Source organism: Planococcus dechangensis (assembly GCF_042654465.1).
Classification (GTDB): domain Bacteria; phylum Bacillota; class Bacilli; order Bacillales_A; family Planococcaceae; genus Planococcus; species Planococcus dechangensis.
In genome coordinates, this window is record NZ_JBHSGL010000001.1 from 62,510 (window position 1) to 82,406 (window position 19,897).

20 protein-coding genes are annotated in these 19,897 nt (G+C 47.3%); 14 read left to right on the forward strand and 6 right to left on the reverse strand.

The window, feature by feature from the left end; translation table 11 throughout:
- Positions 1-100 precede the first annotated feature (100 nt).
- Positions 101-538, forward strand: coding sequence for a YtxH domain-containing protein (locus ACFO5U_RS00315; RefSeq protein WP_377275660.1), 438 nt, complete (start codon positions 101-103; stop codon positions 536-538).
- A 9-nt stretch (positions 539-547) separates the two neighbouring features.
- Positions 548-1,465 carry a YihY/virulence factor BrkB family protein gene (locus ACFO5U_RS00320; RefSeq protein ID WP_377275661.1) on the forward strand — a complete coding sequence of 306 codons (918 nt, stop codon included), beginning with the start codon at positions 548-550 and terminating at the stop codon, positions 1,463-1,465.
- Between the two features lie 25 nt (positions 1,466-1,490).
- On the opposite strand, the gene ACFO5U_RS00325 is transcribed toward ACFO5U_RS00320, so the two are convergent.
- From ACFO5U_RS00325 to ACFO5U_RS00335, 3 genes are all read right to left on the reverse strand, one after another.
- Entirely contained in the window at positions 1,491-3,365 is a 1,875-nt protein-coding gene (locus ACFO5U_RS00325; protein WP_377275662.1) for a heavy metal translocating P-type ATPase, read from the reverse strand.
- A 182-nt stretch (positions 3,366-3,547) separates the two neighbouring features.
- Positions 3,548-3,745 carry an SE1561 family protein gene (locus tag ACFO5U_RS00330; protein WP_377275664.1) on the reverse strand — a complete coding sequence of 66 codons (198 nt, stop codon included), beginning with the start codon at positions 3,743-3,745 and terminating at the stop codon, positions 3,548-3,550.
- Positions 3,746-4,072: 327 nt separating this feature from the next.
- Complete coding sequence (locus ACFO5U_RS00335) at positions 4,073-4,453, reverse strand: OsmC family protein (protein WP_377275666.1); 381 nt, start codon at positions 4,451-4,453, stop codon at positions 4,073-4,075.
- Positions 4,454-4,531: 78 nt separating this feature from the next.
- Here ACFO5U_RS00335 and ACFO5U_RS00340 point away from each other — a divergent pair, with 78 nt between their 5' ends.
- Complete coding sequence (locus tag ACFO5U_RS00340) at positions 4,532-5,704, forward strand: MFS transporter (protein WP_377275668.1); 1,173 nt, start codon at positions 4,532-4,534, stop codon at positions 5,702-5,704.
- A 57-nt stretch (positions 5,705-5,761) separates the two neighbouring features.
- On the opposite strand, the gene rlmD is transcribed toward ACFO5U_RS00340, so the two are convergent.
- Complete coding sequence (rlmD, locus tag ACFO5U_RS00345; RefSeq protein ID WP_377275670.1) at positions 5,762-7,126, reverse strand: 23S rRNA (uracil(1939)-C(5))-methyltransferase RlmD; 1,365 nt, start codon at positions 7,124-7,126, stop codon at positions 5,762-5,764.
- Between the two features lie 41 nt (positions 7,127-7,167).
- The gene (locus ACFO5U_RS00350) at positions 7,168-8,067 is read right to left on the reverse strand and encodes a TIGR01777 family oxidoreductase (protein ID WP_377275672.1); all 900 of its coding nucleotides are present in this window, start codon (positions 8,065-8,067) and stop codon (positions 7,168-7,170) included.
- Positions 8,068-8,169: 102 nt separating this feature from the next.
- On the opposite strand from ACFO5U_RS00350, the gene recX reads away from it, so the two are divergent.
- The 3 genes from recX to ACFO5U_RS00365 are packed head-to-tail and all read left to right on the forward strand — an operon-like array spanning position 8,170 to position 9,560.
- Positions 8,170-8,976, forward strand: coding sequence for a recombination regulator RecX (gene recX / locus ACFO5U_RS00355; RefSeq protein WP_377275674.1), 807 nt, complete (start codon positions 8,170-8,172; stop codon positions 8,974-8,976).
- Positions 8,969-9,301: a YfhH family protein gene (locus ACFO5U_RS00360; protein WP_377275676.1), complete on the forward strand. Its 333-nt coding sequence runs from the start codon at positions 8,969-8,971 to the stop codon at positions 9,299-9,301. The genes recX and ACFO5U_RS00360 overlap by 8 nt, the downstream gene beginning before the upstream one ends.
- Before the next feature lie 4 nt (positions 9,302-9,305).
- On the forward strand, positions 9,306-9,560 hold the full coding sequence (locus ACFO5U_RS00365) for a YfhJ family protein (RefSeq protein ID WP_377275677.1): 255 nt from the start codon (positions 9,306-9,308) through the stop codon (positions 9,558-9,560).
- Positions 9,561-9,608: 48 nt separating this feature from the next.
- Here the strand turns inward: ACFO5U_RS00365 and ACFO5U_RS00370 are convergent, their stop codons facing one another.
- Positions 9,609-10,589 carry a metal-dependent hydrolase gene (locus tag ACFO5U_RS00370; RefSeq protein WP_377275679.1) on the reverse strand — a complete coding sequence of 327 codons (981 nt, stop codon included), beginning with the start codon at positions 10,587-10,589 and terminating at the stop codon, positions 9,609-9,611.
- 136 nt (positions 10,590-10,725) lie between these two features.
- Between ACFO5U_RS00370 and mutY the strand changes: the two genes are divergently transcribed.
- From mutY to ACFO5U_RS00410, 8 genes are all read left to right on the forward strand, one after another.
- Positions 10,726-11,790 (forward strand): A/G-specific adenine glycosylase, encoded by a 1,065-nt coding sequence (gene mutY, locus ACFO5U_RS00375; protein ID WP_377275681.1) that lies wholly within the window; start codon positions 10,726-10,728, stop codon positions 11,788-11,790.
- Complete coding sequence (fabL, locus tag ACFO5U_RS00380; RefSeq protein ID WP_377275682.1) at positions 11,787-12,533, forward strand: enoyl-[acyl-carrier-protein] reductase FabL; 747 nt, start codon at positions 11,787-11,789, stop codon at positions 12,531-12,533. The genes mutY and fabL overlap by 4 nt, the downstream gene beginning before the upstream one ends.
- Positions 12,534-12,636: 103 nt before the next feature.
- Positions 12,637-13,182 (forward strand): nucleoside tri-diphosphate phosphatase, encoded by a 546-nt coding sequence (gene ntdP / locus ACFO5U_RS00385; protein ID WP_215109257.1) that lies wholly within the window; start codon positions 12,637-12,639, stop codon positions 13,180-13,182.
- A gap of 60 nt (positions 13,183-13,242) precedes the next feature.
- Positions 13,243-14,988: an ABC transporter ATP-binding protein gene (locus ACFO5U_RS00390; RefSeq protein WP_377275684.1), complete on the forward strand. Its 1,746-nt coding sequence runs from the start codon at positions 13,243-13,245 to the stop codon at positions 14,986-14,988.
- Between the two features lie 152 nt (positions 14,989-15,140).
- Positions 15,141-16,160 carry an ABC transporter ATP-binding protein gene (locus tag ACFO5U_RS00395; protein WP_377275686.1) on the forward strand — a complete coding sequence of 340 codons (1,020 nt, stop codon included), beginning with the start codon at positions 15,141-15,143 and terminating at the stop codon, positions 16,158-16,160.
- Positions 16,135-17,118 carry an ABC transporter ATP-binding protein gene (locus ACFO5U_RS00400; protein ID WP_377275688.1) on the forward strand — a complete coding sequence of 328 codons (984 nt, stop codon included), beginning with the start codon at positions 16,135-16,137 and terminating at the stop codon, positions 17,116-17,118. Before ACFO5U_RS00395 ends, ACFO5U_RS00400 begins: the two co-directional genes overlap by 26 nt.
- A 65-nt stretch (positions 17,119-17,183) precedes the next feature.
- Entirely contained in the window at positions 17,184-18,767 is a 1,584-nt protein-coding gene (locus ACFO5U_RS00405) for an ABC transporter substrate-binding protein (RefSeq protein WP_377275710.1), read from the forward strand.
- A gap of 81 nt (positions 18,768-18,848) precedes the next feature.
- The gene (locus ACFO5U_RS00410; protein WP_377275690.1) at positions 18,849-19,853 is read left to right on the forward strand and encodes an ABC transporter permease; all 1,005 of its coding nucleotides are present in this window, start codon (positions 18,849-18,851) and stop codon (positions 19,851-19,853) included.
- The last annotated feature ends 44 nt before the right edge of the window (positions 19,854-19,897 follow it).

The window sequence follows — 19,897 nt, forward strand, 5'->3', positions numbered from 1 at the left end:
ATTTTTAAAAAATAATTTTACAGTTGTTTATAATTCAACAGAATAGGGAAAAAACAAAAGTATGATAGAAACTATATCTTAACAGTAGGAGGAATTTATGATGAGCCAAAACAAATTGATGACAGGTTTACTAGTAGGGGCAGCGGTAGGTGTGATTGTATCTCTTTTAGACCGCAATACCCGCGAGGACGTAATTCATAAATCACAAAGAGCAACTGAGAGCGCTAAATATTATGCAAATAATACCGATGAGCTGAAATCAGCATTTAAAGAACAGGCAGAGCGTGCTCAAAACCTTTATGCACGCATCTCAGAAGATGCTTCATATGTAGGCAGCAAAGTAGAACAAGTAAAACAATTGGTTCCAGAAGTGAAAGAAGTGGCGATGGAAGCCAAAACGGCTGTGGTGGAAACAAAAGAAGCGGTTGTCGAGTCTAAAGACGATGTTTTGTCAGCAGTTAAAGAAGACAATCCTTCACCGAGTTCTTCATTGACGGATGATTCTTCTTCACAATCCAACACGCAGAACCGCAACTGAGCAATACGCATGGCTTCTCCAAAACTAAGCGGCCAGTCTAAACTTCCAAAAGCTCAATATGATGTGCTGACTGGGCGCGGCTTTATAAAAGAATTAGGGAAACGGATCAAAGACGTCGATGTGCCTGGACTCGGAGCGCAGTTGGCGTTTTTTTTCCTCTTATCAATATTTCCATTGTTGATTTTTCTCGTTACTCTTTTGCCATACTTGAATTTGCCGAGAGAAGAAGTGTACTTGTTTTTGCAAGAAGTCATTCCTGCTGAGATCTATGTATTGATCGAGCAAACATTAAACGAGATCCTCACGAATCAAAACAGCGGCCTTCTGTCTTTCGGTATACTGGCGACGATTTGGTCCGCTAGCCTCGGAATGGATGCATTGATCAAGTCACTAAATGCGACTTACGGAGTGAAAGAAAGCAGGCCGCTGCTCGTGTCTAGAGGCATGTCAATAGTGATGACGATCCTATTGATCATTATGCTTATCATAGCTTTAGCTTTGCCGATATTCGGCCGCCAGATCGGCTTATTCTTTTTTGCATTCCTCGGTCTTGAGGAAGGCTTTTTGGAACTCTGGGCGATGATCCGTTTTACAATACCGGCAGTCATTACGTTTTTCGTCTGTGCAGTCATTTATTGGTTGGCGCCGAACGTGCGCATCAGTTTTTGGGCGGTGTTGCCGGGAGCAGCATTTGCATCGATCGGCTGGCTCGCGGTCTCTTTCCTTTTCTCCATTTACGTCAATAATTTCGGAAACTTTTCTGCCACATACGGCAGCATCGGGGGGATTATCTTGTTGTTGCTCTGGTTGTATTTGTCTGCCATGTTATTGATCATTGGCGGCCAAATCAACGCAGTCATGCAAGGCAGGCGGAATTCAAAAAAACGCCTGCGCAAGAAAAAAGCGTCTCTTCCTACGAATAAATAGGGAAGAGACGCTTTTTGTTGAAATTTTAAACATGGCGATTGAGCATGCGCAAACCATTCAAGATGACCAGAATGGTGCTGCCTTCATGACCGATAACGCCAAGCGGCAGCGAAATCGCCTGAAAGAAATTCGATAAAATCAAGATGAGGATAACCGCTACAGAGAAAAAGATATTCTGTTTGACGATGCGCTGCATTTTTTTAGCTAAGCGGATCGAGTAGGAAATACGGGACAAGTCATTTTTCATTAAAATGACGTCGGCGGTCTCGAGTGCGATATCCGTGCCTTCACCCATTGCAATTCCTGTTGTGGCGGTCGCGAGCGCTGGTGCATCATTTATCCCGTCGCCAATCATCGCGACATATTTATATTTTTCCAAAAGTGTTTTTAAATGCTGTACTTTGTCACCAGGCAAACATTCGGCGATGAATTCATCAACACCGGTTTCTTCCGCAATGGCTTTTGCGGTTTTCCGGTTATCGCCTGTCAGCATGATGCAATAAATGCCTCGGTCCTGAAGTTCGGCGATGGTTGTTTTGGTAATATCCCGCACGGTGTCTTTTAATGCCATCGCTGCAAGGATTCCATGACCATCACGGACAAAGGTGACCGTCTTTCCTTCATTGGCAAGGGCGGAAAGAATGCCGCCTTCAAAGGAATAGGCTTCGTCCTCTCCGACAAAAGCGGGTTTTCCGACTTTAATTTCATCGCCATTGAACATTGTTTTCAAACCATTTCCGGGAACATCTTCGATAGGTAAATTGCGCAGTGGTTCAAAGCCTTGCTGGACGACAAAATCAGTGATCGCCTTAGCGAGCGGGTGGTTGGATTGGGATTCGATCCCCGCCACGAGTGCCATCACATTTTCTTTGTCAGCCCCGTTTCGTATGATGAAATCGGTCACTTCCGGCTTGCCGCGCGTCAATGTGCCCGTTTTGTCGAATGCGATGGCTTGTATGACACTGAGATTCTCCAGATGTGCACCGCCTTTATAGATGATGCCGCTCTTGGCGCCGTTCGAAATCGCGGCGAGCGTTGCAGGCATAATCGAAGCGACCAAAGCGCAAGGGGAAGCGACGACTAGCAGCACCATTGCCCGGTAAAAAGTTTCGTTCCAGCTCCAGCCTACAAGGTAATGGGGGACAAAGAGCATAAGCACGAACACAATCAAGACAATTTTGACGTAACGGCCTTCAAACCGTTCGATAAATTGTTGAGAGGGGGATTTCTCACTTTCCGCTGTTTGGACCAATTCGATGATTTTTTGGAACATCGTTTCGTTGCTTGGCTTAGTCATGATCATTGCAATAGAGCCGGATAAATTGACTGTGCCGGCAAACAGGTTATCGTGTTCATATTTTGACACCGGCAGTGCTTCACCGCTGATTGCGGACTCGTCGACAGCCGTTTGCCCAGAATACACTTCACCATCAACCGGAATGCGCTCGCCTGGCCTGACAGCGACATGATCTCCGATTTTCAGCTGCTCGACCGGTACGCGTGTGGTTTCGCCTGATTCTTCCAACAGCCAAGCTTCATCCGGTTGCATCTCCATCAAAGCGGAAAGCTCTTTGCGGCTTTTGTTCATCGTGTATGTTTCAAGTGCACCACTCAAGGCGAAGATGAAGATCAAAATAGCGCCTTCTGTCCAAAAGCCGATTATCGATGCGCCAACCGCGGCCAGAATCATCAAGAACTCGACGTTCAACTGCTTATCTGAAATGGTTTTCTTTATGCCGTATTTGGCCTTCGCGTAACCGCCGATGACGAACGCCGATAAATAAGTGGCTACCGAAAGCGCGGTAATCTCCTGTAACTCCAAAATATAGGCGATAATGATCAGCACACCGGATAAAATAGCGGCAATCAATTCAATATGAGGGCGAACTTTGTTCCACATACGCATTCCTCCACATGACAATCAGACATCTAGACATCTTAATAACAGTCATTTTACCATAGCCTTATAGGAATCAATGGCAGGTTTTGCTCATTATGTGTCAATTCAGACATTTTAATATCCAGCTCGTTAAAAACCAAAAAAGCCTCCGTGTTTCAATTAGAAACACGGAGGCAGTGGCATTATTCGCGATCGGAAGCCGGTCGGTTCTTGAATTGTTCCATTTTATCTTCAAGGTCATCAACCATGGCAATCAGCCGGTCGATATCTTCAAGTTCTGTGCTTTCTGGTTCGATTGCATCTAATACATCGAGGAACATGCTGAGTCTTTGCTTCATGTAAGACACTTGTTGTTCTTTATCCGTAATGGATTTTCCCATTGATTCCACCTCGTTTCGCTAATTAATAGTAGCCGAAAATCGCCTGAATATCAACAAAGCCGGAATAAACTAAACAAAAAATCAATAAAATATTAATTGAATATTTACATTATTGAAAATACGTGCTATAGTAGGTGCAATCCTTAACGAGGGGAGGCTATACCGAAATCGAAGAAACGATGAAGGACTCAACTTGGAAAGAGGAGGCGATTCGAGCATTGAGGTGGCTTCACCAAAAATGCGATTATGGAAACCCACTATAATTATAAAACGTAAAAGGCTCAGCCGAAATCTGCCACGCAGAATCCGACTGAGCCTTTTATGTGTTTAAATAACCTCGAATGTTTCCACCACTTCGATCGATTCTTCTACAGAGCGCACCATCGAACAATTTTTGCGTGTCAATTCCATGACATGCGGCATTTTCGATTCGTCGACATCACCTGTGATGCGAAAATGCAAATGTACTTTCGCCACGCGCCCAGCTTCCTCATCGATGCGCACAATCTCTTTTACCTCGACTTCGATATCGTCAGCCGGCATGCGCTTTTTCTCCAGTACTTTGCGAATGATGCCTGCGCTGCAAATCGCCAGTGAGGATACTAATAATTGATAAGGGCGAAAGCCATGCTCCTCATTTGTCGATACGTGCAGCTCGCCATAAGGCAAGTGGCCGGTAAAACCGTGCTCCGTCATTGTAAATTTCATCGTTATCTCCTCCTTATGTTAAAATTGTAGCGGAAACTGTGAAAAATAGAAAAGAACGTGCTCGTTCGGGGAGGCATTATGAAATATTTCTTAGCAAGCGAACGTGCCCGCTTTTGGATTCTGGTAGCGATTGTCTCGATTTCCGGCTTTTCTCAAGGGATGCTGCTGCCGCTCATCGCAGTAATCTTTGAGCAGGACGGGGTATCGTCTACCTTGAATGGGCTGAGCGCGACCGGTTTATACATAGGGATCATCATCGTAGCGCCATTTATGGAGCCGCAGCTTCGGCGATTCGGGTTTAAGCCGCTGATTTTAGTCGGAGGGGCCATGGTCATAATGGCGCTGCTGGCTTTTCCGTTATGGAAAAGCGTTTTGTTTTGGTTTTTCCTTAGGATCTTGATCGGCATCGGGGATCAGGCGCTGCATTTTTCAACTCAAACATGGATTACCAGCACCTCTCCCCGTCACAAACTCGGACGTAACATTGCGATTTATGGAATGTCGTTCAGTGTCGGCTTCGGGGCAGGGCCGCTGTTTGTACCGCTCGTTAAAGTATTTGAAGCTTTGCCTTTCATCATTTCAGGGCTGCTATGTTTGCTGGCTTGGTCACTGGTGTTTTTCCTGCGTAACGATTTTCCTGAAGCTACAGCCGGTACTATGGGTGCCAAAGCCACATGGAACCGTTTCAGAACAGCGCTTGTCGTCGGCTGGGTTGCTTTTTTGCCGCCGCTTGGCTATGGATTTTTGGAAGCATCGCTCAGCGCCATCTACCCGGTTTATGCGTTGCGCCAGTCGTTCGACATCAGCATGGTGTCATATATTCTGGCAGCATTCTCAGCCGGCGCGATTGCTACTCAATTACCGCTTGGGGAATTGAGTGACCGGATCGGCCGCAAAAAAGTGCTCATGCTCGCACTGAGCGGAGGAGCAGTGTCGTTTTTTGCAGCAACATTCTTTGAGACGAATGCATTGTTGACGCTTTTGTTCTTTGTAGTGGCGGGTATGTTTGTCGGATCGACTTTTTCACTCGGCATCTCCTATATGACCGATTTGATGCCGAGAGAGTTATTGCCGACCGGGAACCTTTTATGCGGTGTGGCGTTCAGTGTCGGGAGTTTGATTGGTCCTGCCGCAGGCGGATTGTTTTTGGAAGTGACGGACGAATTGAGTTTTCTTTTGCTGATCACCGGAATCCTGCTCACCCTTTTCACCATCATCGCAGTCAAGAAACCGAACCAGCAGCTGGCTTAAAACGAAAACAAGCGGACAGAGAGTTGCTCTGTCCGCTTGTTTTTTTATTGAACAAAATTATTTTAATGTCAGTAAGCAAACAGCTTCAACTTGTGCCGTTTGCGGGAACATATCCACCGGCTGGATGTATTCGACGCGGTAGATTTTCGTCAATTGCTGCAAATCTTTCGCCAATGTCGACGGATTGCAGGAAGTGTAGACAAAGCGTTTCGGTTTTACTTTCACAATGGTTTTCAATAAAGTTTCGCCAAGGCCGGTGCGCGGGGGGTCGACCGTTAAGACGTCCGGCACATAGCCTTCTTTGCGCCATGTTTCGAGCCATTTTTCTGCCGTGCCCGTGACATAAGTGGCCTCATAACCTAGCTTTTTCGCATTTGCTTTAGCATCGGCTACGCTTTCTTGAATCGTATCCATTCCACGGATCTCCCGAGCGGAATCGGCAAGCCATAACCCGATCGTCCCGACACCGCAATAGGCATCGACGACAGATTCTTTACCGGTCAATTGAGCGGCGCGTTTAATCTCATTATAGAGATGGACGGTCTGCTCAGGGTTCAATTGGAAAAATGCGCGTGCCGATAAATCGAATGACAGTTCGCCTAGTTCTTCGTGGATCGTCGGTTTGCCGAACAAGGTCCGTGTCGTTTCACCAAATACCAGCGAGGTTTTTTCCGTGTTGACATTTTGGACGATGGAGACAAGTCGCGGATCGATGGCGCTCAGGCGCTCGATCAATTGCTTCTCTTTCGGTATGTCTTGGCGTGTCGTAATGAGCACCAGTTGAATTTCCCCTGTTTTCACGGCAGTACGGACAGCGATGGTGCGAACGAGCCCTTTCATCGACTTGCCGTCGTAGATGGACAAGTTCAATTCTTCGATAATGCGCTTCGTCGCATTGGTGATTTTCACCGTATCCGGATGCTGGACGAGGCATTGTTCGATATCGAGCAGCTCCTGAGAACTTTCAGCAAACAGGCCGGCCATTACTTTGCCGTCTTTTTTACGCGTTTGGAATTGGCTTTTGTTACGGTAATGCCATGGTTCATCCATGCCGATCGTCTTGCGCACTTCGATATCCGTTCCGCGTAAGTAGCGGTCGAGCGATTGCAGGACGACATCGCGTTTTTCGATCAGTTGCTGGCTATACGTCATATGCTGCAATTGGCAGCCGCCGCATGTTTCAAAGATCGGACAAGGCGGAGTCTGACGGTGTGGAGATGATTTTCGGATTTTCAATATACGGGCTTGTGCAAAATTATGTTTGACGATGGTCACTTGCGCCGTCACTTCTTCTCCTGGCAATGCGCCGGGCACGAAGACGACATTGCGCTTGAAAAAACCGACGCCTTCTCCGTTGATGCCGAGCTTTTTGATGGTTAATGGGAACTTCTGCCCCATTTCAATGATTGGTTTTTCAGTCATGCAGGTCACGTCCTTCAGTTGGTCATCCCCTGATTATACGCTTATTTGTATATGTCAGCCAGTGCTTCCGGCAAATTAGGGAAGTCAAAGCGGAATCCGTGTTCAAGGAGGACGGTCGGAAGCGCACGTTGCCCTTGTAAAACGAGTCGGCTTTTATCGCCAAGAGCGGCTTTTAGGGCGAACGACGGAGCTGGAACCCAATGCGGTCGGCCAAGTGCGCGGGCGATATCCTTCCCGACCGTTTTCATGCGCTGTGGGTTCGGCGCGGTGACATTGAACGGCCCGGTGAGTTCTGGGTGCTCGATGGCGAATACGATTGCACGAGCTGCATCCCGGACATGAATCCAAGACAGCCACTGTCGCCCTGTTCCGACTGTGCCACCGGCGAATAATTTATAAGGTAAGGCCATTAGTGGAAGAGCGCCTCCATCTTTCCCAAGCAAAATACCAAGCCGCGCATAGGCTGTACGGACGCCATCGATTTTTGCTTGTTCTGCTAGGCCCTCCCAGGCGAGTACTGTTTCAGCAAGGAAGTCACTACCGTACTCCCGGTCTGTTTCTGTATAGGTTTTGTGTTCAGAGGCCGGATAAATTCCGACGGCGCTCGCATTGACAAGCACTTCGGGTTTTTTCTGAAGTGCAGAAATGACGCGTAACACTTCTTTTGTCGCCGACACACGGCTGTCATAGATTTTCTTTTTTTGTTTGTCGGTCCACAAACCGTCGTTGATCGAAGTTCCGGCTAAATTGACGATGGCATCGATGCCTTCAAGCTGTGATTCTGGCTTGGCTCCGTCGGTCATCCATTGAACATACGTGATGCCACGCTCGTGTGATTTTTTTGACCGCGTCAATATCAATACTTCATGGCCATTAGCCACTAGCAGTTCCGTTAACGCAGAACCGAGAAACCCTGTGCCGCCTGTAATAGCTATTTTCATTTTCATCGCCTCCATATGTTATCCCATACCCAATTCGAGCGAAGCATATGCCAAGAGGGCTTCTAAAGGTGTATAATAAGAAGCGAAGCGAGGGGGATATTGATGCCGATCATTACAAAGATAACCCGCGGAAAAAACAATCCGGAGCGCTATAATATTTACATGGAAGAAAAGTATGCGTTCAGTGTCGATGAAACAGTGCTCATTCAATATCAATTGACCAAGGGCAAAGAACTCGATCAGTGGACGATTGAAGAAATGAATTTTGAAGACGAAGTCCGCAAGGCATTCAATAAAGCACTGCATTATTTAGGTTTCCGGATGCGCAGCGAAGGCGAAGTCCGCAAAAAGCTGAAGGAAAAAGAATTCGGTGAAGCGGTCATTGACGAGGCAGTCAAAAAGCTTTACGCTTTGAGCTTCCTCGACGACCAGCAATTTTCAGAAGCATTGCTGCGGACTCAAATAAAATCAGGCAAAAAAGGGCCGCGGGCGATCCAGCAAGACATGCAAAAGAGAGGAATTGATAAAGCTGTGCAAAAAGACGTCTTAACAACCTATACTGAAGAAGAACAATTAGAAGTCGCCACGGGTCTCGCGGAGAAAATCGCCGCGAAAGAGCAATCGAAAACACCGAGCCAAGTGAAGCAGAAAATCAACGACTCGCTGATGAGAAAAGGCTATCCGTATTCCATCATCAAACAAGCGATCGAAAGCCTCGATCTCGAGCGCGACGGAGATCAATGGCTCGATAGCGTCCGCCAGCAAGGTGATAAATTATGGCGCAAGCATGAAAGCAAATTGTCAGGGAACGACCTTAGCCGAAAAGTGAAGCAAGGCCTCTACCAAAAAGGCTTCCCAGGCGATGTGATCAGCCAGTACATCGAAGAAAAGGAGCTTGAAGATGAGTGAGCATAAACCATATTCACAAATGGACGAGACGGAGCTGCGCAATGAAATCGCCCGTTTAAAGGAAAAAGCGCGCAAAGCCGAACAGCTTGGCATCATCAATGAATTCGCTGTGCTTGAACGGAAAGCCATTATGGCTGCTTCGTTCCTGTTGGATCCGAAAGACTTCAAACCAGGCGAAGTATACCGTGTGGAAGGCGATCCGAATGTCTATTTTCAAATCGATTATTTAAAAGGGAATTTTGCTTGGGGATATCGCATGGGCGGGGAAAAGCATACAGAAGCCTTGCCGATTTCCATGCTGCGCCCATTGAAGGAAGGGAAGTGACCCGATGAAAGAAGTCATTGAACAATTGATCATCGAATTAAGAGAGAAAAATCCTGAGCTGTCGGAAGACAAAGCGCGGACATGGATCGAATTATTGGTTTCCGATTTTGAATCTTCTTATGCCAGAGCGGGCTATGATTACCAAGGCACCGCTGTCGTTGAGAAAGTCGTGCGGCAATGGATTGAAAGCTACGGAGACAAAATCCATGAATTTGCAGGGAACAACCCGAAATATTCACACCTGCTGCAAGATTCTTAAATAATTAAAAACCGGACGGTATATGACCCCGTCCGGTTTTTATTATATTCAGTTGTGGCTGAAGTCGAGTTTTTTCCTGAGCTTGTCTTCGCTGAAGATCCAGCCGGTATAGGAATTCAGGATATTGTGGTCCTCATCAAGGTGCGCGACAGCAACGAATGGATAATAATCATTGCTCCGGTAGCGCAGATCGATCAATCGTACTTCGTAAATATCCTTGTACTGGTTGATTTCCCAACGATACAAAGGGGAAAATGACACGAACGCAGACAAGTTTTTATCTTTCATCGCGCTTCGGATTAAGGCGTTTTCAGGCATCGGTTTTTTCAGGAATTTATCGTAAATATTGATTGAACGTCCGTACGCCTGTCCGACATAATGGTGACGGTCGGTGTCAGCGGCGATGCGCCATTGGAAATAGCGCATCGTGGGGGCGACGAACACTTCTTTCGTGCCGGGAATCGTGTTGCGTATCGCTTGCTTGATCGCTGATTGCAACGCGAAACGGGAAATGTAATAAAACAGCAGTATAATATACAAAATACTCATCGTCCATACTGGCTCGGCGCCGAATGCCCAAATCATCAAGGCAATAACATGCGCGCCGAAAATAATCGGATCGAATGTGTTAATGACGCCGAGTGCTACCCAATGATTGGAAAACGGCCGCAACGCCTGTGTGCCGTATGAGTTGAATATATCCACAAAAACGTGCAGAAATACGGCGAGGAATGTCCATAGCCATAAATGCAGCAAATTAGCTTCTGGGAATATAAGCGAAATGGCACCGGTGAGCAAAATCGGCCATGTCAATACTGCCGGAACAGAATGGGTGATGCCGCGGTGGTGCCGTATATAAACTGCATTGTCGCGCAGTTTCAGGACGGTGTCGATATCGGGGATTTGTGAGCCGATAATGGTGCCGGTCATCACTGCAGCAAAGGTTGCAGGGTGGGCGGCGACGACCGGGTCGGCCATTGCAAGTCCTCCGAGTGCAATGCCCATGACAATATGAGTTCCTGTATCCATGGACGCATCCCCCTTTTGTGAGCGTTTATAATGTCTTGTATGCTCTTCGTTTGTTAAAATAAGCATATTCCTTCAATACTACATACCCAATTTTCGGGCGGAATAATCAGCAAGAACGGAGGCAGTCAGCATAAATATGAATAAGCAGCAATTTCAACAAGATTTGATCGGCTGGTTCCAAAAAGAGCAGCGCGATTTACCTTGGCGGCGCACTGCCGACCCATACCAAATTTGGATTTCCGAAGTCATGCTCCAACAAACACGAGTCGATACGGTTATTCCTTATTATAAACGCTTTGTCGAGAAATTTCCCACTGTCGAAACTTTAGCGGCAGCAGAAGAAGAAACATTGTTAAAGCTCTGGGAAGGGCTCGGCTATTATTCGCGTGCTCGCAATTTGCAGGCGGGTGTGCGTGAAGTGGCCGAGAACTACGGAGGCATCGTGCCGAATACTCGCAAGGAAATCTCCTCATTAAAAGGGGTTGGCCCTTATACTGCCGGGGCTGTTCTGAGTATTGCTTACGGCGTACCGGAACATGCCGTCGATGGCAACGTCATGCGCGTGCTCAGCCGTATTCTGTTGATCGAAGAAGATATCGCCAAACCGAAAACCCGGAAAACCTTCGAACACGCCGTAACGGAATTGATCAGCCACGAAGACCCTTCTTCATTCAATCAAGGGCTTATGGAACTGGGCGCACTCATATGCACACCGACTTCGCCAAAATGTTTATTATGTCCAGTGCGTGAACATTGCGCCGCATTCGACGCCGGCAAAGAAACCGAGCTGCCGGTCAAGACGAAAGTGAAAAAAAGCCGTACCGCCGATTTTGCAATGATGGCGATTTGGAGCGGCGACAAACTTTTGATGGAGCAGCGGCCGGATAAGGGGCTGCTTGCGGGCATGTGGCAATATCCGATGCTCGAGCTGACGGCACCCCTCGCTCCGCATGAAGCCGGCGAATTATATGCGGAAACGTTGAATGGCGAAGTTGTCGACGTAGAAAAAATTACTGCTTTCAAACATGTGTTTTCTCATTTAACATGGAATGTGGATGGCTATCTGGCCAAAGCGCAGGAATTTCCTGCTCCTGAAAAGATGAGATGGGTGACGCCGGAGCAATTAGAGAACTTGCCGATTGCAGGGCCCGGCCAAAAAATGAAGACTGCCTTAGAGCAAAGAGGAGATGTAGCGAAATGACAGAACAAAAAGTGGCATTAGTGACCGGCAGCAGCCGAGGACTTGGCAAAGCGATGGCAATTGCCTTAGCAGATGCCGGATATGATGTTGTCGTCAATTATGCACGCAGCAAAACGGCTGCGCTTGATACGGTTAAAGAAATCGAAGCGCGTGGGCAGAAAGCTTTGCTCGTCCGTGCCAATGTAGGGGACGTCGAAAAGCTGCGCGGCATGTTTGAGACAATCCGTGAAGAATTCGGGCGTCTTGATGTGTTTGTATCCAATGCGGCCTCTGGCGTTTTGCGCCCGGTTATGGAATTGGAAGAATCACACTGGGACTGGACGATGAACATCAACGCCAAAGCGATGTTGTTCGGTGCGCAAGAAGCGGCAAAACTGATGGACAAAGGCGGCAAAATCATCGGCATCAGCTCGCTCGGGTCGATCCGTTATTTGGAAAATTATACGACGATCGGTGTTTCCAAAGCGGCTGTCGAGTCGATTACCCGTTATTTGGCTGTCGAACTGGCACCAAAAAACATCGCAGTCAATACGGTATCCGGCGGAGCGCTTGACACTGAAGCACTAAAGCATTTCCCAAACCGCGAGGAACTTCTCGGGGATGCGCGTGACAACACGCCAGCCGGCCGCATGGTTGAAATCGAGGATATGGTGAACACAGCAATGTTCTTGATCTCAGACCATGCCGATATGATCCGCGGACAGACGATTATCGTCGACGGAGGTCGGTCTATCGTCATGTGATTCTCACAACTTTCGCCTTATTGCTGTATGTTTTCAGAATTGATTGATATAATGAGCGAGAGAAAACATATAGCGATAGTTAGACGAAAAGGTGGGATGGTGCATGACGGTTCCTGCGGAGGGTGAAAAAATCCAGATCCACAGTTACAAGCACAACGGACGCATCCACCGTGTCTGGCAGGAAACAACTGTACTGAAAGGGACAAACAATATTGTAATCGGTGCGAATGAACGCACGCTGGTGAGGGAATCCGACGGCAGGACATGGTTGACGCGAGAGCCGTCCATCTGTTATTTTCATGCCGAACATTGGTTCAATATCATTTGCATGCTGCGTGACGACGGGGTCTATTATTATTGCAATATTAGCTCGCCGTTTGTCTACAATAATGGATCGTTGAAGTATATCGATTATGACTTGGATGTAAAAGTGTTTCCGGATATGTCTTACACGCTGTTGGATGAAGACGAATACGAAGATCATAAGCGGCAAATGGGCTACCCAGAAGTGATCGACCAGATCCTCTACCGAAACGTAGACAAACTGATCAGTTGGATCAAACAAAGAAGAGGCCCTTTTGCCCAGGATTTTATCGAAGTATGGACGAACCGGTATGAATTCCATAAGCATAACCGGATTCATGATTAACATGAAAAACCTGTTGCCTGCCAACAGGTTTTTCGTTTTGAACAGAATGGAGTGAACAGTTTGGGCAGTATGAAACGCTATATGAAATTCGTCAAGCCCTACTATTGGCAGATTGCCTTGACGATTTTTATCGGGGTATTCAAGTTTGCGATCCCGCTTTTTATCCCGCTTTTAATTAAAATCGTAATCGATGACATCATCGGTGCCGAAGCTTTAACGAATGCAGAAAAACTTAGCCAGCTTTATCTCTGGCTCGGCGGAACGGCCATTGTGTTTTTCCTGCTGCGGCCGCCGATTGAATATTACCGCCAGTATTTTGCGCAACTTGTCAGCAATAAAATCCTCTATGACATCCGGGGTTATTTATACGATCACCTGCAACGTCTCAGCTTGCGCTATTATTCAAACACACGTGCAGGTGAAATCATTTCCCGCGTCATCAATGATGTCGAACAGACGAAAAACTTTGTCATGATCGGCTTGATGAATGTTTGGCTCGATGCAGCGACTATTTTAATTGCTATCATCATCATGCTGACGATGGACATTCCATTAACGATCGTCGCACTTCTCGCTTTCCCATTCTATGCGATCAGTGTCAAATATTTCTTCGGGCGCTTGCGTGATTTGACGCGCGAACGTTCTCAGGCTCTAGCCGATGTGCAAAGTTATTTGCATGAACGTGTACAAGGTATGAGCATTATCAAAAGCTTTGCACTCGAAAATCACGAAAAAAAAATCTTTAATAAAACGAACGATAATTTTTTAACAAAAGCAATCGATCATACAAAATGGAATGCCAAAGCATTTGCGGTCGTCAATACGATTACCGACATCGCACCGCTATTAGTCATCGGCTATGCCGGCTACCAGGTCATCCAGGAGAATTTGACGCTTGGTACTATGGTGGCATTTATCGCCTATATCGAACGCTTGTACAATCCGTTGCGTCGGTTGGTCAACTCCTCGACTACACTCGTGCAGTCACTCGCTTCGATGGACCGTGTATTCGAAATGGTCGATGAAGAATACGACGTCACCGACAAGAAAGATGCGCGTGAACTGGGGCGCGTCGACGGCAAGCTGGAATTCCAGAATGTCGGTTTCAATTACGGCGACGGGGGCAGTGAAGTACTGACGAATTTGAATTTTACCGTCAATCCAGGTGAGACGGTCGCATTTGTCGGCATGAGCGGCGGCGGCAAGTCAACAATCGTTTCGTTGATTCCTCGTTTCTACGATGTAACAGAAGGAACGATCCGCATGGACGGGCATGACGTCAAAGATGTCACCATCCACTCATTGCGCGATCAAATCGGGCTAGTGCTGCAAGATTCTATCCTGTTCAGTGAATCCGTCAAAGAGAATATTTTGATGGGCCAACCGGATGCAACAGATGCACAAGTTATCGCTGCGGCGAAAGCGGCAAATGCCCATGAATTCATTGAGAACTTGCCGGAAGGCTATGATACGAAAGTGGGAGAGCGTGGTGTCAAATTATCCGGCGGCCAAAAACAGCGCATCGCCATTTCACGTGTATTCCTGAAAGATCCGGCGATTTTGATTTTGGATGAAGCAACTTCCGCGCTTGATTTAGAAAGTGAAGCGCTTATCCAAGATTCACTAGAGCGCCTCGCCCACGACCGCACAACATTGATGGTAGCGCACCGCTTATCAACCATTACCCACGCAGATCAAATCCTTGTAATCGACAATGGACAATTGGCGGAACAAGGAACGCATGAAGAACTGCTGAACAGACGCGGCGTCTATTACAAACTATTCCAAGTGCAGAACATAGGTTAATTATTTCAGGCTCCCCAATTTTGGGGAGCTTTTTTAATAGGTAGGAAGGCCAAGTCAAATCTCCTAAAAACTATTGCATTACTACTAATATTACGTATAATGGAAACACGGAGAATGTTCAGAATAATTTAACTTGTAAAGGGAGGATCACTATGGACGAACGTAAAACCATCTTGGATGTGAAAGGCTTGCGCACTTCCTTTTTCACTGATGATGGAGAAATACCCGCTGTCGATAACGTGGATTTCCACATTAGAGAAGGGGAAGTACTCGGCATCGTAGGAGAATCAGGCTGCGGGAAAAGTGTTACCTCATTGTCCATAATGGGGCTTGTACCAAGTCCTCCAGGGAAAATTGTAAGTGGAGAAATTTTATTCCAAGATAAAGATTTGACGAAATTATCCGATAAGCAAATGCGGCAAATACGCGGTGATGATATTGCGATGATTTTCCAGGAACCGATGACTTCACTGAATCCATTGTTCACCATCGGGGATCAATTGAGAGAAGCGCTGAAAATCCATAAAAAAGATTGGTCGAAAAAGCAAATTCAAGCTCGCGCTGTGGAGATGATGAAGCTGGTCGGCTTGCCAAGGCCGGAAGCTTTGCTCAATGAATACCCCCATCAATTATCCGGAGGCATGCGCCAGCGTGTCATGATCGCGATGGCTTTGCTGTGCGATCCGCAAGTGCTGATCGCCGACGAGCCGACAACCGCACTCGACGTCACAATCCAAGCACAAATATTAAAGCTCATCAAGAACTTAAATGAGCGCTTGAATACAGCTGTTTTGTTGATCACCCATGATCTTGGCGTTGTTGCCGAGACCTGTGAACGCGTCATCGTCATGTATGGCGGAAAAGTGGTCGAAGAAGCTCCAGTACATACTATTTTTAATGATCCTCAGCATCCGTATACACAAGGATTGCTCGCCAGCGTACCTGATATGCGCTATAAAAAGGAACGTCTATATTCCATCCCAGGAAACGTACCGAAACCGGGAACGATCAAAACAGGATGCAAGTTTGCGGAGCGTTGTGAATTTGCGTTTGATCGCTGTGTTGTCGAAAATCCGGAATTGTACCAGACGGCATCTGATCACCAGACGCGTTGTTTCCTATTTGACCCGAAGGAGGCCAAGTCGCATGACAGAACCGTTATTGAAAGTTGAAGGGCTGAAAAAATACTTCCCGATCAAAGGGGGGCTGCTCAGCCGGGTGACTGGCCATGTCAAAGCCGTAGATGACGTTTCTTTTTTCGTCAACGAAGGGGAAACGCTCGGTATTGTCGGCGAATCAGGCTGCGGTAAATCGACGACCGGACGCATGCTGATGCGCTTGCTCGAACCGACGGAAGGCACCGTAACCTTTGACGGGCAGGAGTTGACCAGCTTATCTCCGTCGGAAATGCGCAAAGCGAGGCGCGACATCCAAATGGTCTTCCAAGATCCATATGCATCACTCAATCCACGCCACAGCATCGAGAAAATTCTGATGGAGCCTTTGAATGTGCATAATATCGGAGACCCGAAAGAACGCAAACGCAAAGTGCACGAATTTCTCGAAATTGTAGGACTCAGTAGCTATCATGCAAAACGCTATCCGCATCAATTCAGCGGCGGGCAGCGACAGCGCATCGGCATCGCTCGGGCACTCATGACCAATCCGAAACTGATCATCGCCGATGAGCCGGTTTCGGCGCTCGATGTGTCGATTCAAGCACAGGTGCTCAATTTGATGCAAGACCTGCAGCGCGACCTGAAGCTGACATACATTTTCATTGCCCATGATCTTGGGGTCGTCCGCCACATCAGCAACCGTGTCGGCGTTATGTATTTAGGCCAAATGGCAGAGCTCGCGGATACAGAAAGCTTGTATGAAAAGCCGCTTCATCCTTATACACAAGCGTTGCTTTCTTCAGTGCCCGTACCGGATCCCGGCTTTGTGAGGGAAGAAGTCGTTATCAGCGGAGACGTGCCGAGCCCGGCGAATCCGCCTTCGGGCTGCCGATTCCATACACGGTGCCCTTTTAAAATGGATATTTGCTCGCAAGAAGTCCCGCTTTTTGCGGAAGTTGAACCTAGTCATTCTGTGGCTTGCCATCTTTATGAGGCATGCAGGCCGCAATGATAATAAAAAAACATAACGGAGGGGTTATTTTGGGGAAAAAGAAAATCGTATCATTAGCTTTTCTGATGCTGCTCTTGCTGTCAACGGCGCTTTATGGCTGTTCAGGCGGCGATGAGACGGAATCTGGCGGAGAAAGCGGCGGCGATTCAGAATCTGGCGAAGAGAAAGTCTTGATCTTCGGTCGCGGCGGAGACTCAGTTTCATTGGATCCGATTGCAGTAACAGATGGCGAGTCGTTCAAAGTAACGAAGAACATTTTCGACACGCTGATCAACTTCGGCGAGCAGGATACAGAAATCGAACCAGGCCTTGCGAGTGACTGGGATGCAGCTGAAGACGGTTTGACTTACACGTTCCAATTGCAAGAAGGGGTAACTTTCCATGACGGCACGGATTTCAACGCAGAAGCCGTAGTCGCGAACTTTGAGCGTTGGTCGGGCGGCGATTCCGATCAATTCCCATATTACCAGTCGATGTTTGGTGGTTTTGGTGATGCAGAAGAACACGTCATCGAATCTGTTGAAGCGACAGGCGATTACGAAGTCGTTATTAAATTGAAACGCCCGCAAGCACCATTCTTGAAAAACTTGGCGATGAGCCCGTTCGGCATCGCATCTCCAACAGCATTTGAAGAAGCTGGCGACACATTCGGCGATAACCCAGTCGGAACAGGGCCATTCCAATTTGTAGAATGGAACCGGAACGATACCGTGACAATCGAAAAATTCGATGATTACTGGGTTGAAGGAGAGCCGAAACTGGATCGCGTCGTATTCCGTGCGATTCCGGATAACTCGGCTCGCTTAAACGCCTTATTGTCAGGCGAGATCGATTTGGCTGATGGCATTACGCCTTCGGATTCACAAACAATCGAAGACAATGACAACTTGCAATTGTTCGAGCGTCCGTCGATGAATGTCGGCTACCTCGGACTGACTTCTACACGTGAACCATTTGACGATCCATTGGTGCGCCAGGCGATGAACCATGCAATCGACCGCCAGGCACTTGTTGATTCATTCTTCGAAGGGCGCGCCGAAGTGGCGAAAAACCCGATGCCGCCAGTAATCAGCGGTTACAATGATGATATCGAAGGATATGAATTCGATCCTGAAAAAGCGAAAGAATTATTGGCAGAAGCTGGCCTCGAAGACGGCTTTGAGATGGAACTTTGGGCAATGCCAGTTCCACGTCCTTACATGCCGGATGGCCAAAAAGTAGCGGAAGCTATCCAAAGCAATTTGGCGGATGTCGGTATTACAGCAGAAATCGTTTCTTATGAATGGGCAACGTATCTTGAAAAAGCTGCAGCAGGAGAAGCGGATGCATTCCTTCTTGGCTGGACAGGCGATAACGGCGATGCAGACAACTTCCTGTATGTATTGCTCGACCAAGATAATATCGGTTCAAACAACTACACTTACTATGAAAACCAAGAATTGCACGATCTTTTGATCGCTGCACAAACAGAAGTTGATGAAGATGCGCGCAACGAATTATACATGCAAGCACAAGAAATCATTCACGAAGACGCACCATGGGTTCCGCTTGCGCATTCTACACCGCTTCTTGCGGGTGGCGCAAACGTAGTGGATTTCCTAGCACACCCAACTGGTTCTGATAAGTTAGCATCTGTAGATCTAGAGTAGGCATTTCTTTAGGGGGAGGGGTCGAGCAGATTTCTCCTCCTTTTCAATACATATTGCAACAGAGATGGAGAGGTGAAGAAGATGCTTCACTATATCGGACAACGGCTTTTGCAATTGATTCCTGTTTTACTCGGCATGACATTTATCGTTTTTATGATCATCCGGGCAATTCCAGGCGATCCAGCACAGGTCATCCTTGGACAACAAGCAACCGAAGAAGCAATTAAATCGTTACGGACCAGCCTTGGCCTTGATAATCCTTGGTACATCCAATATTTCGATTACTTGAAAGGCTTGGTTACGGGGGATTTGGGTAATTCCTTACGTACACGTACACCGGTATCTGAAGAAATTTGGCCATATTTGGCAGCAACATTTGAATTGTCATTGTTCGCTATTATCATTGCTGTCATTATCGGCATCAATGCCGGCATCATTTCAGCTTGGTTTCAAAACTCATGGTTCGATTACACGGCAATGATCCTTGCGTTGATCGGCGTTTCAATGCCGATTTTCTGGCTTGGATTGATGAACCAGTGGATTTTCTCGATCGAACTGGGCATCTTGCCAACAACCGGACGCGAAAATGTGCGGGATCCAATTAACAGCATTACTAATTTTTATGTGTTGGATACATTGATACAAGGCGATTTTAGCCAGACAGCGACTGTATTGAAGCATTTGGTGCTTCCTGGAACGGCGCTAGCGACCATCCCGATGGCGATCATCGCGCGGATGACGCGTTCTTCGATGCTTGAAGTCATGCGTTCCGATTATGTCCGCACAGCCCGCGCTAAAGGCGTGAAAATGTTTTGGGTCGTCTACAAGCATGCTTTGAAAAATGCGATCATTCCGGTGTTGACCATCATTGGTTTACAGATGGGCTTGCTTCTCGGAGGTGCGATATTGACCGAAACGATTTTCGGATGGCCAGGCATCGGCCGCTATATTTACGAAGCGATCGGATTCCGTGATTACCCGGTTATCCAGTCCGGCATCTTGGTCGTCGCGTTTATCTTTGTCATGATCAATCTCTTTGTCGATTTGCTTTATGGTTTAGTCGACCCGAGGATCAAATATGATTAGGAAGGGGGAGAAGCACATTGGCTGAAACTGCAGTAACAGAAAAA

Bases quoted from the DNA above. Each gene is read 5' to 3' on its own strand.
- ACFO5U_RS00335 (WP_377275666.1), bottom strand. From the start codon at position 4,453: ATGAAATTTACAATGACGGAGCACGGTTTTACCGGCCACTTGCCTTAT.
- ntdP (WP_215109257.1), top strand. From the start codon at position 12,637: ATGACGGTTCCTGCGGAGGGTGAAAAAATCCAGATCCACAGTTACAAG.
- ACFO5U_RS00365 (WP_377275677.1), top strand. From the start codon at position 9,306: ATGAAAGAAGTCATTGAACAATTGATCATCGAATTAAGAGAGAAAAAT.
- ACFO5U_RS00405 (WP_377275710.1), top strand. From the start codon at position 17,184: ATGCTGCTCTTGCTGTCAACGGCGCTTTATGGCTGTTCAGGCGGCGAT.
- ACFO5U_RS00395 (WP_377275686.1), top strand. From the start codon at position 15,141: ATGGACGAACGTAAAACCATCTTGGATGTGAAAGGCTTGCGCACTTCC.
- ACFO5U_RS00320 (WP_377275661.1), top strand. From the start codon at position 548: ATGGCTTCTCCAAAACTAAGCGGCCAGTCTAAACTTCCAAAAGCTCAA.
- rlmD (WP_377275670.1), bottom strand. From the start codon at position 7,126: ATGACTGAAAAACCAATCATTGAAATGGGGCAGAAGTTCCCATTAACC.
- ACFO5U_RS00350 (WP_377275672.1), bottom strand. From the start codon at position 8,067: ATGAAAATAGCTATTACAGGCGGCACAGGGTTTCTCGGTTCTGCGTTA.
- ACFO5U_RS00330 (WP_377275664.1), bottom strand. From the start codon at position 3,745: ATGGGAAAATCCATTACGGATAAAGAACAACAAGTGTCTTACATGAAG.
- ACFO5U_RS00340 (WP_377275668.1), top strand. From the start codon at position 4,532: ATGAAATATTTCTTAGCAAGCGAACGTGCCCGCTTTTGGATTCTGGTA.
- ACFO5U_RS00325 (WP_377275662.1), bottom strand. From the start codon at position 3,365: ATGTGGAACAAAGTTCGCCCTCATATTGAATTGATTGCCGCTATTTTA.
- recX (WP_377275674.1), top strand. From the start codon at position 8,170: ATGCCGATCATTACAAAGATAACCCGCGGAAAAAACAATCCGGAGCGC.
- ACFO5U_RS00360 (WP_377275676.1), top strand. From the start codon at position 8,969: ATGAGTGAGCATAAACCATATTCACAAATGGACGAGACGGAGCTGCGC.
- ACFO5U_RS00400 (WP_377275688.1), top strand. From the start codon at position 16,135: ATGACAGAACCGTTATTGAAAGTTGAAGGGCTGAAAAAATACTTCCCG.
- ACFO5U_RS00410 (WP_377275690.1), top strand. From the start codon at position 18,849: ATGCTTCACTATATCGGACAACGGCTTTTGCAATTGATTCCTGTTTTA.
- fabL (WP_377275682.1), top strand. From the start codon at position 11,787: ATGACAGAACAAAAAGTGGCATTAGTGACCGGCAGCAGCCGAGGACTT.
- ACFO5U_RS00370 (WP_377275679.1), bottom strand. From the start codon at position 10,589: ATGGATACAGGAACTCATATTGTCATGGGCATTGCACTCGGAGGACTT.
- mutY (WP_377275681.1), top strand. From the start codon at position 10,726: ATGAATAAGCAGCAATTTCAACAAGATTTGATCGGCTGGTTCCAAAAA.
- ACFO5U_RS00315 (WP_377275660.1), top strand. From the start codon at position 101: ATGAGCCAAAACAAATTGATGACAGGTTTACTAGTAGGGGCAGCGGTA.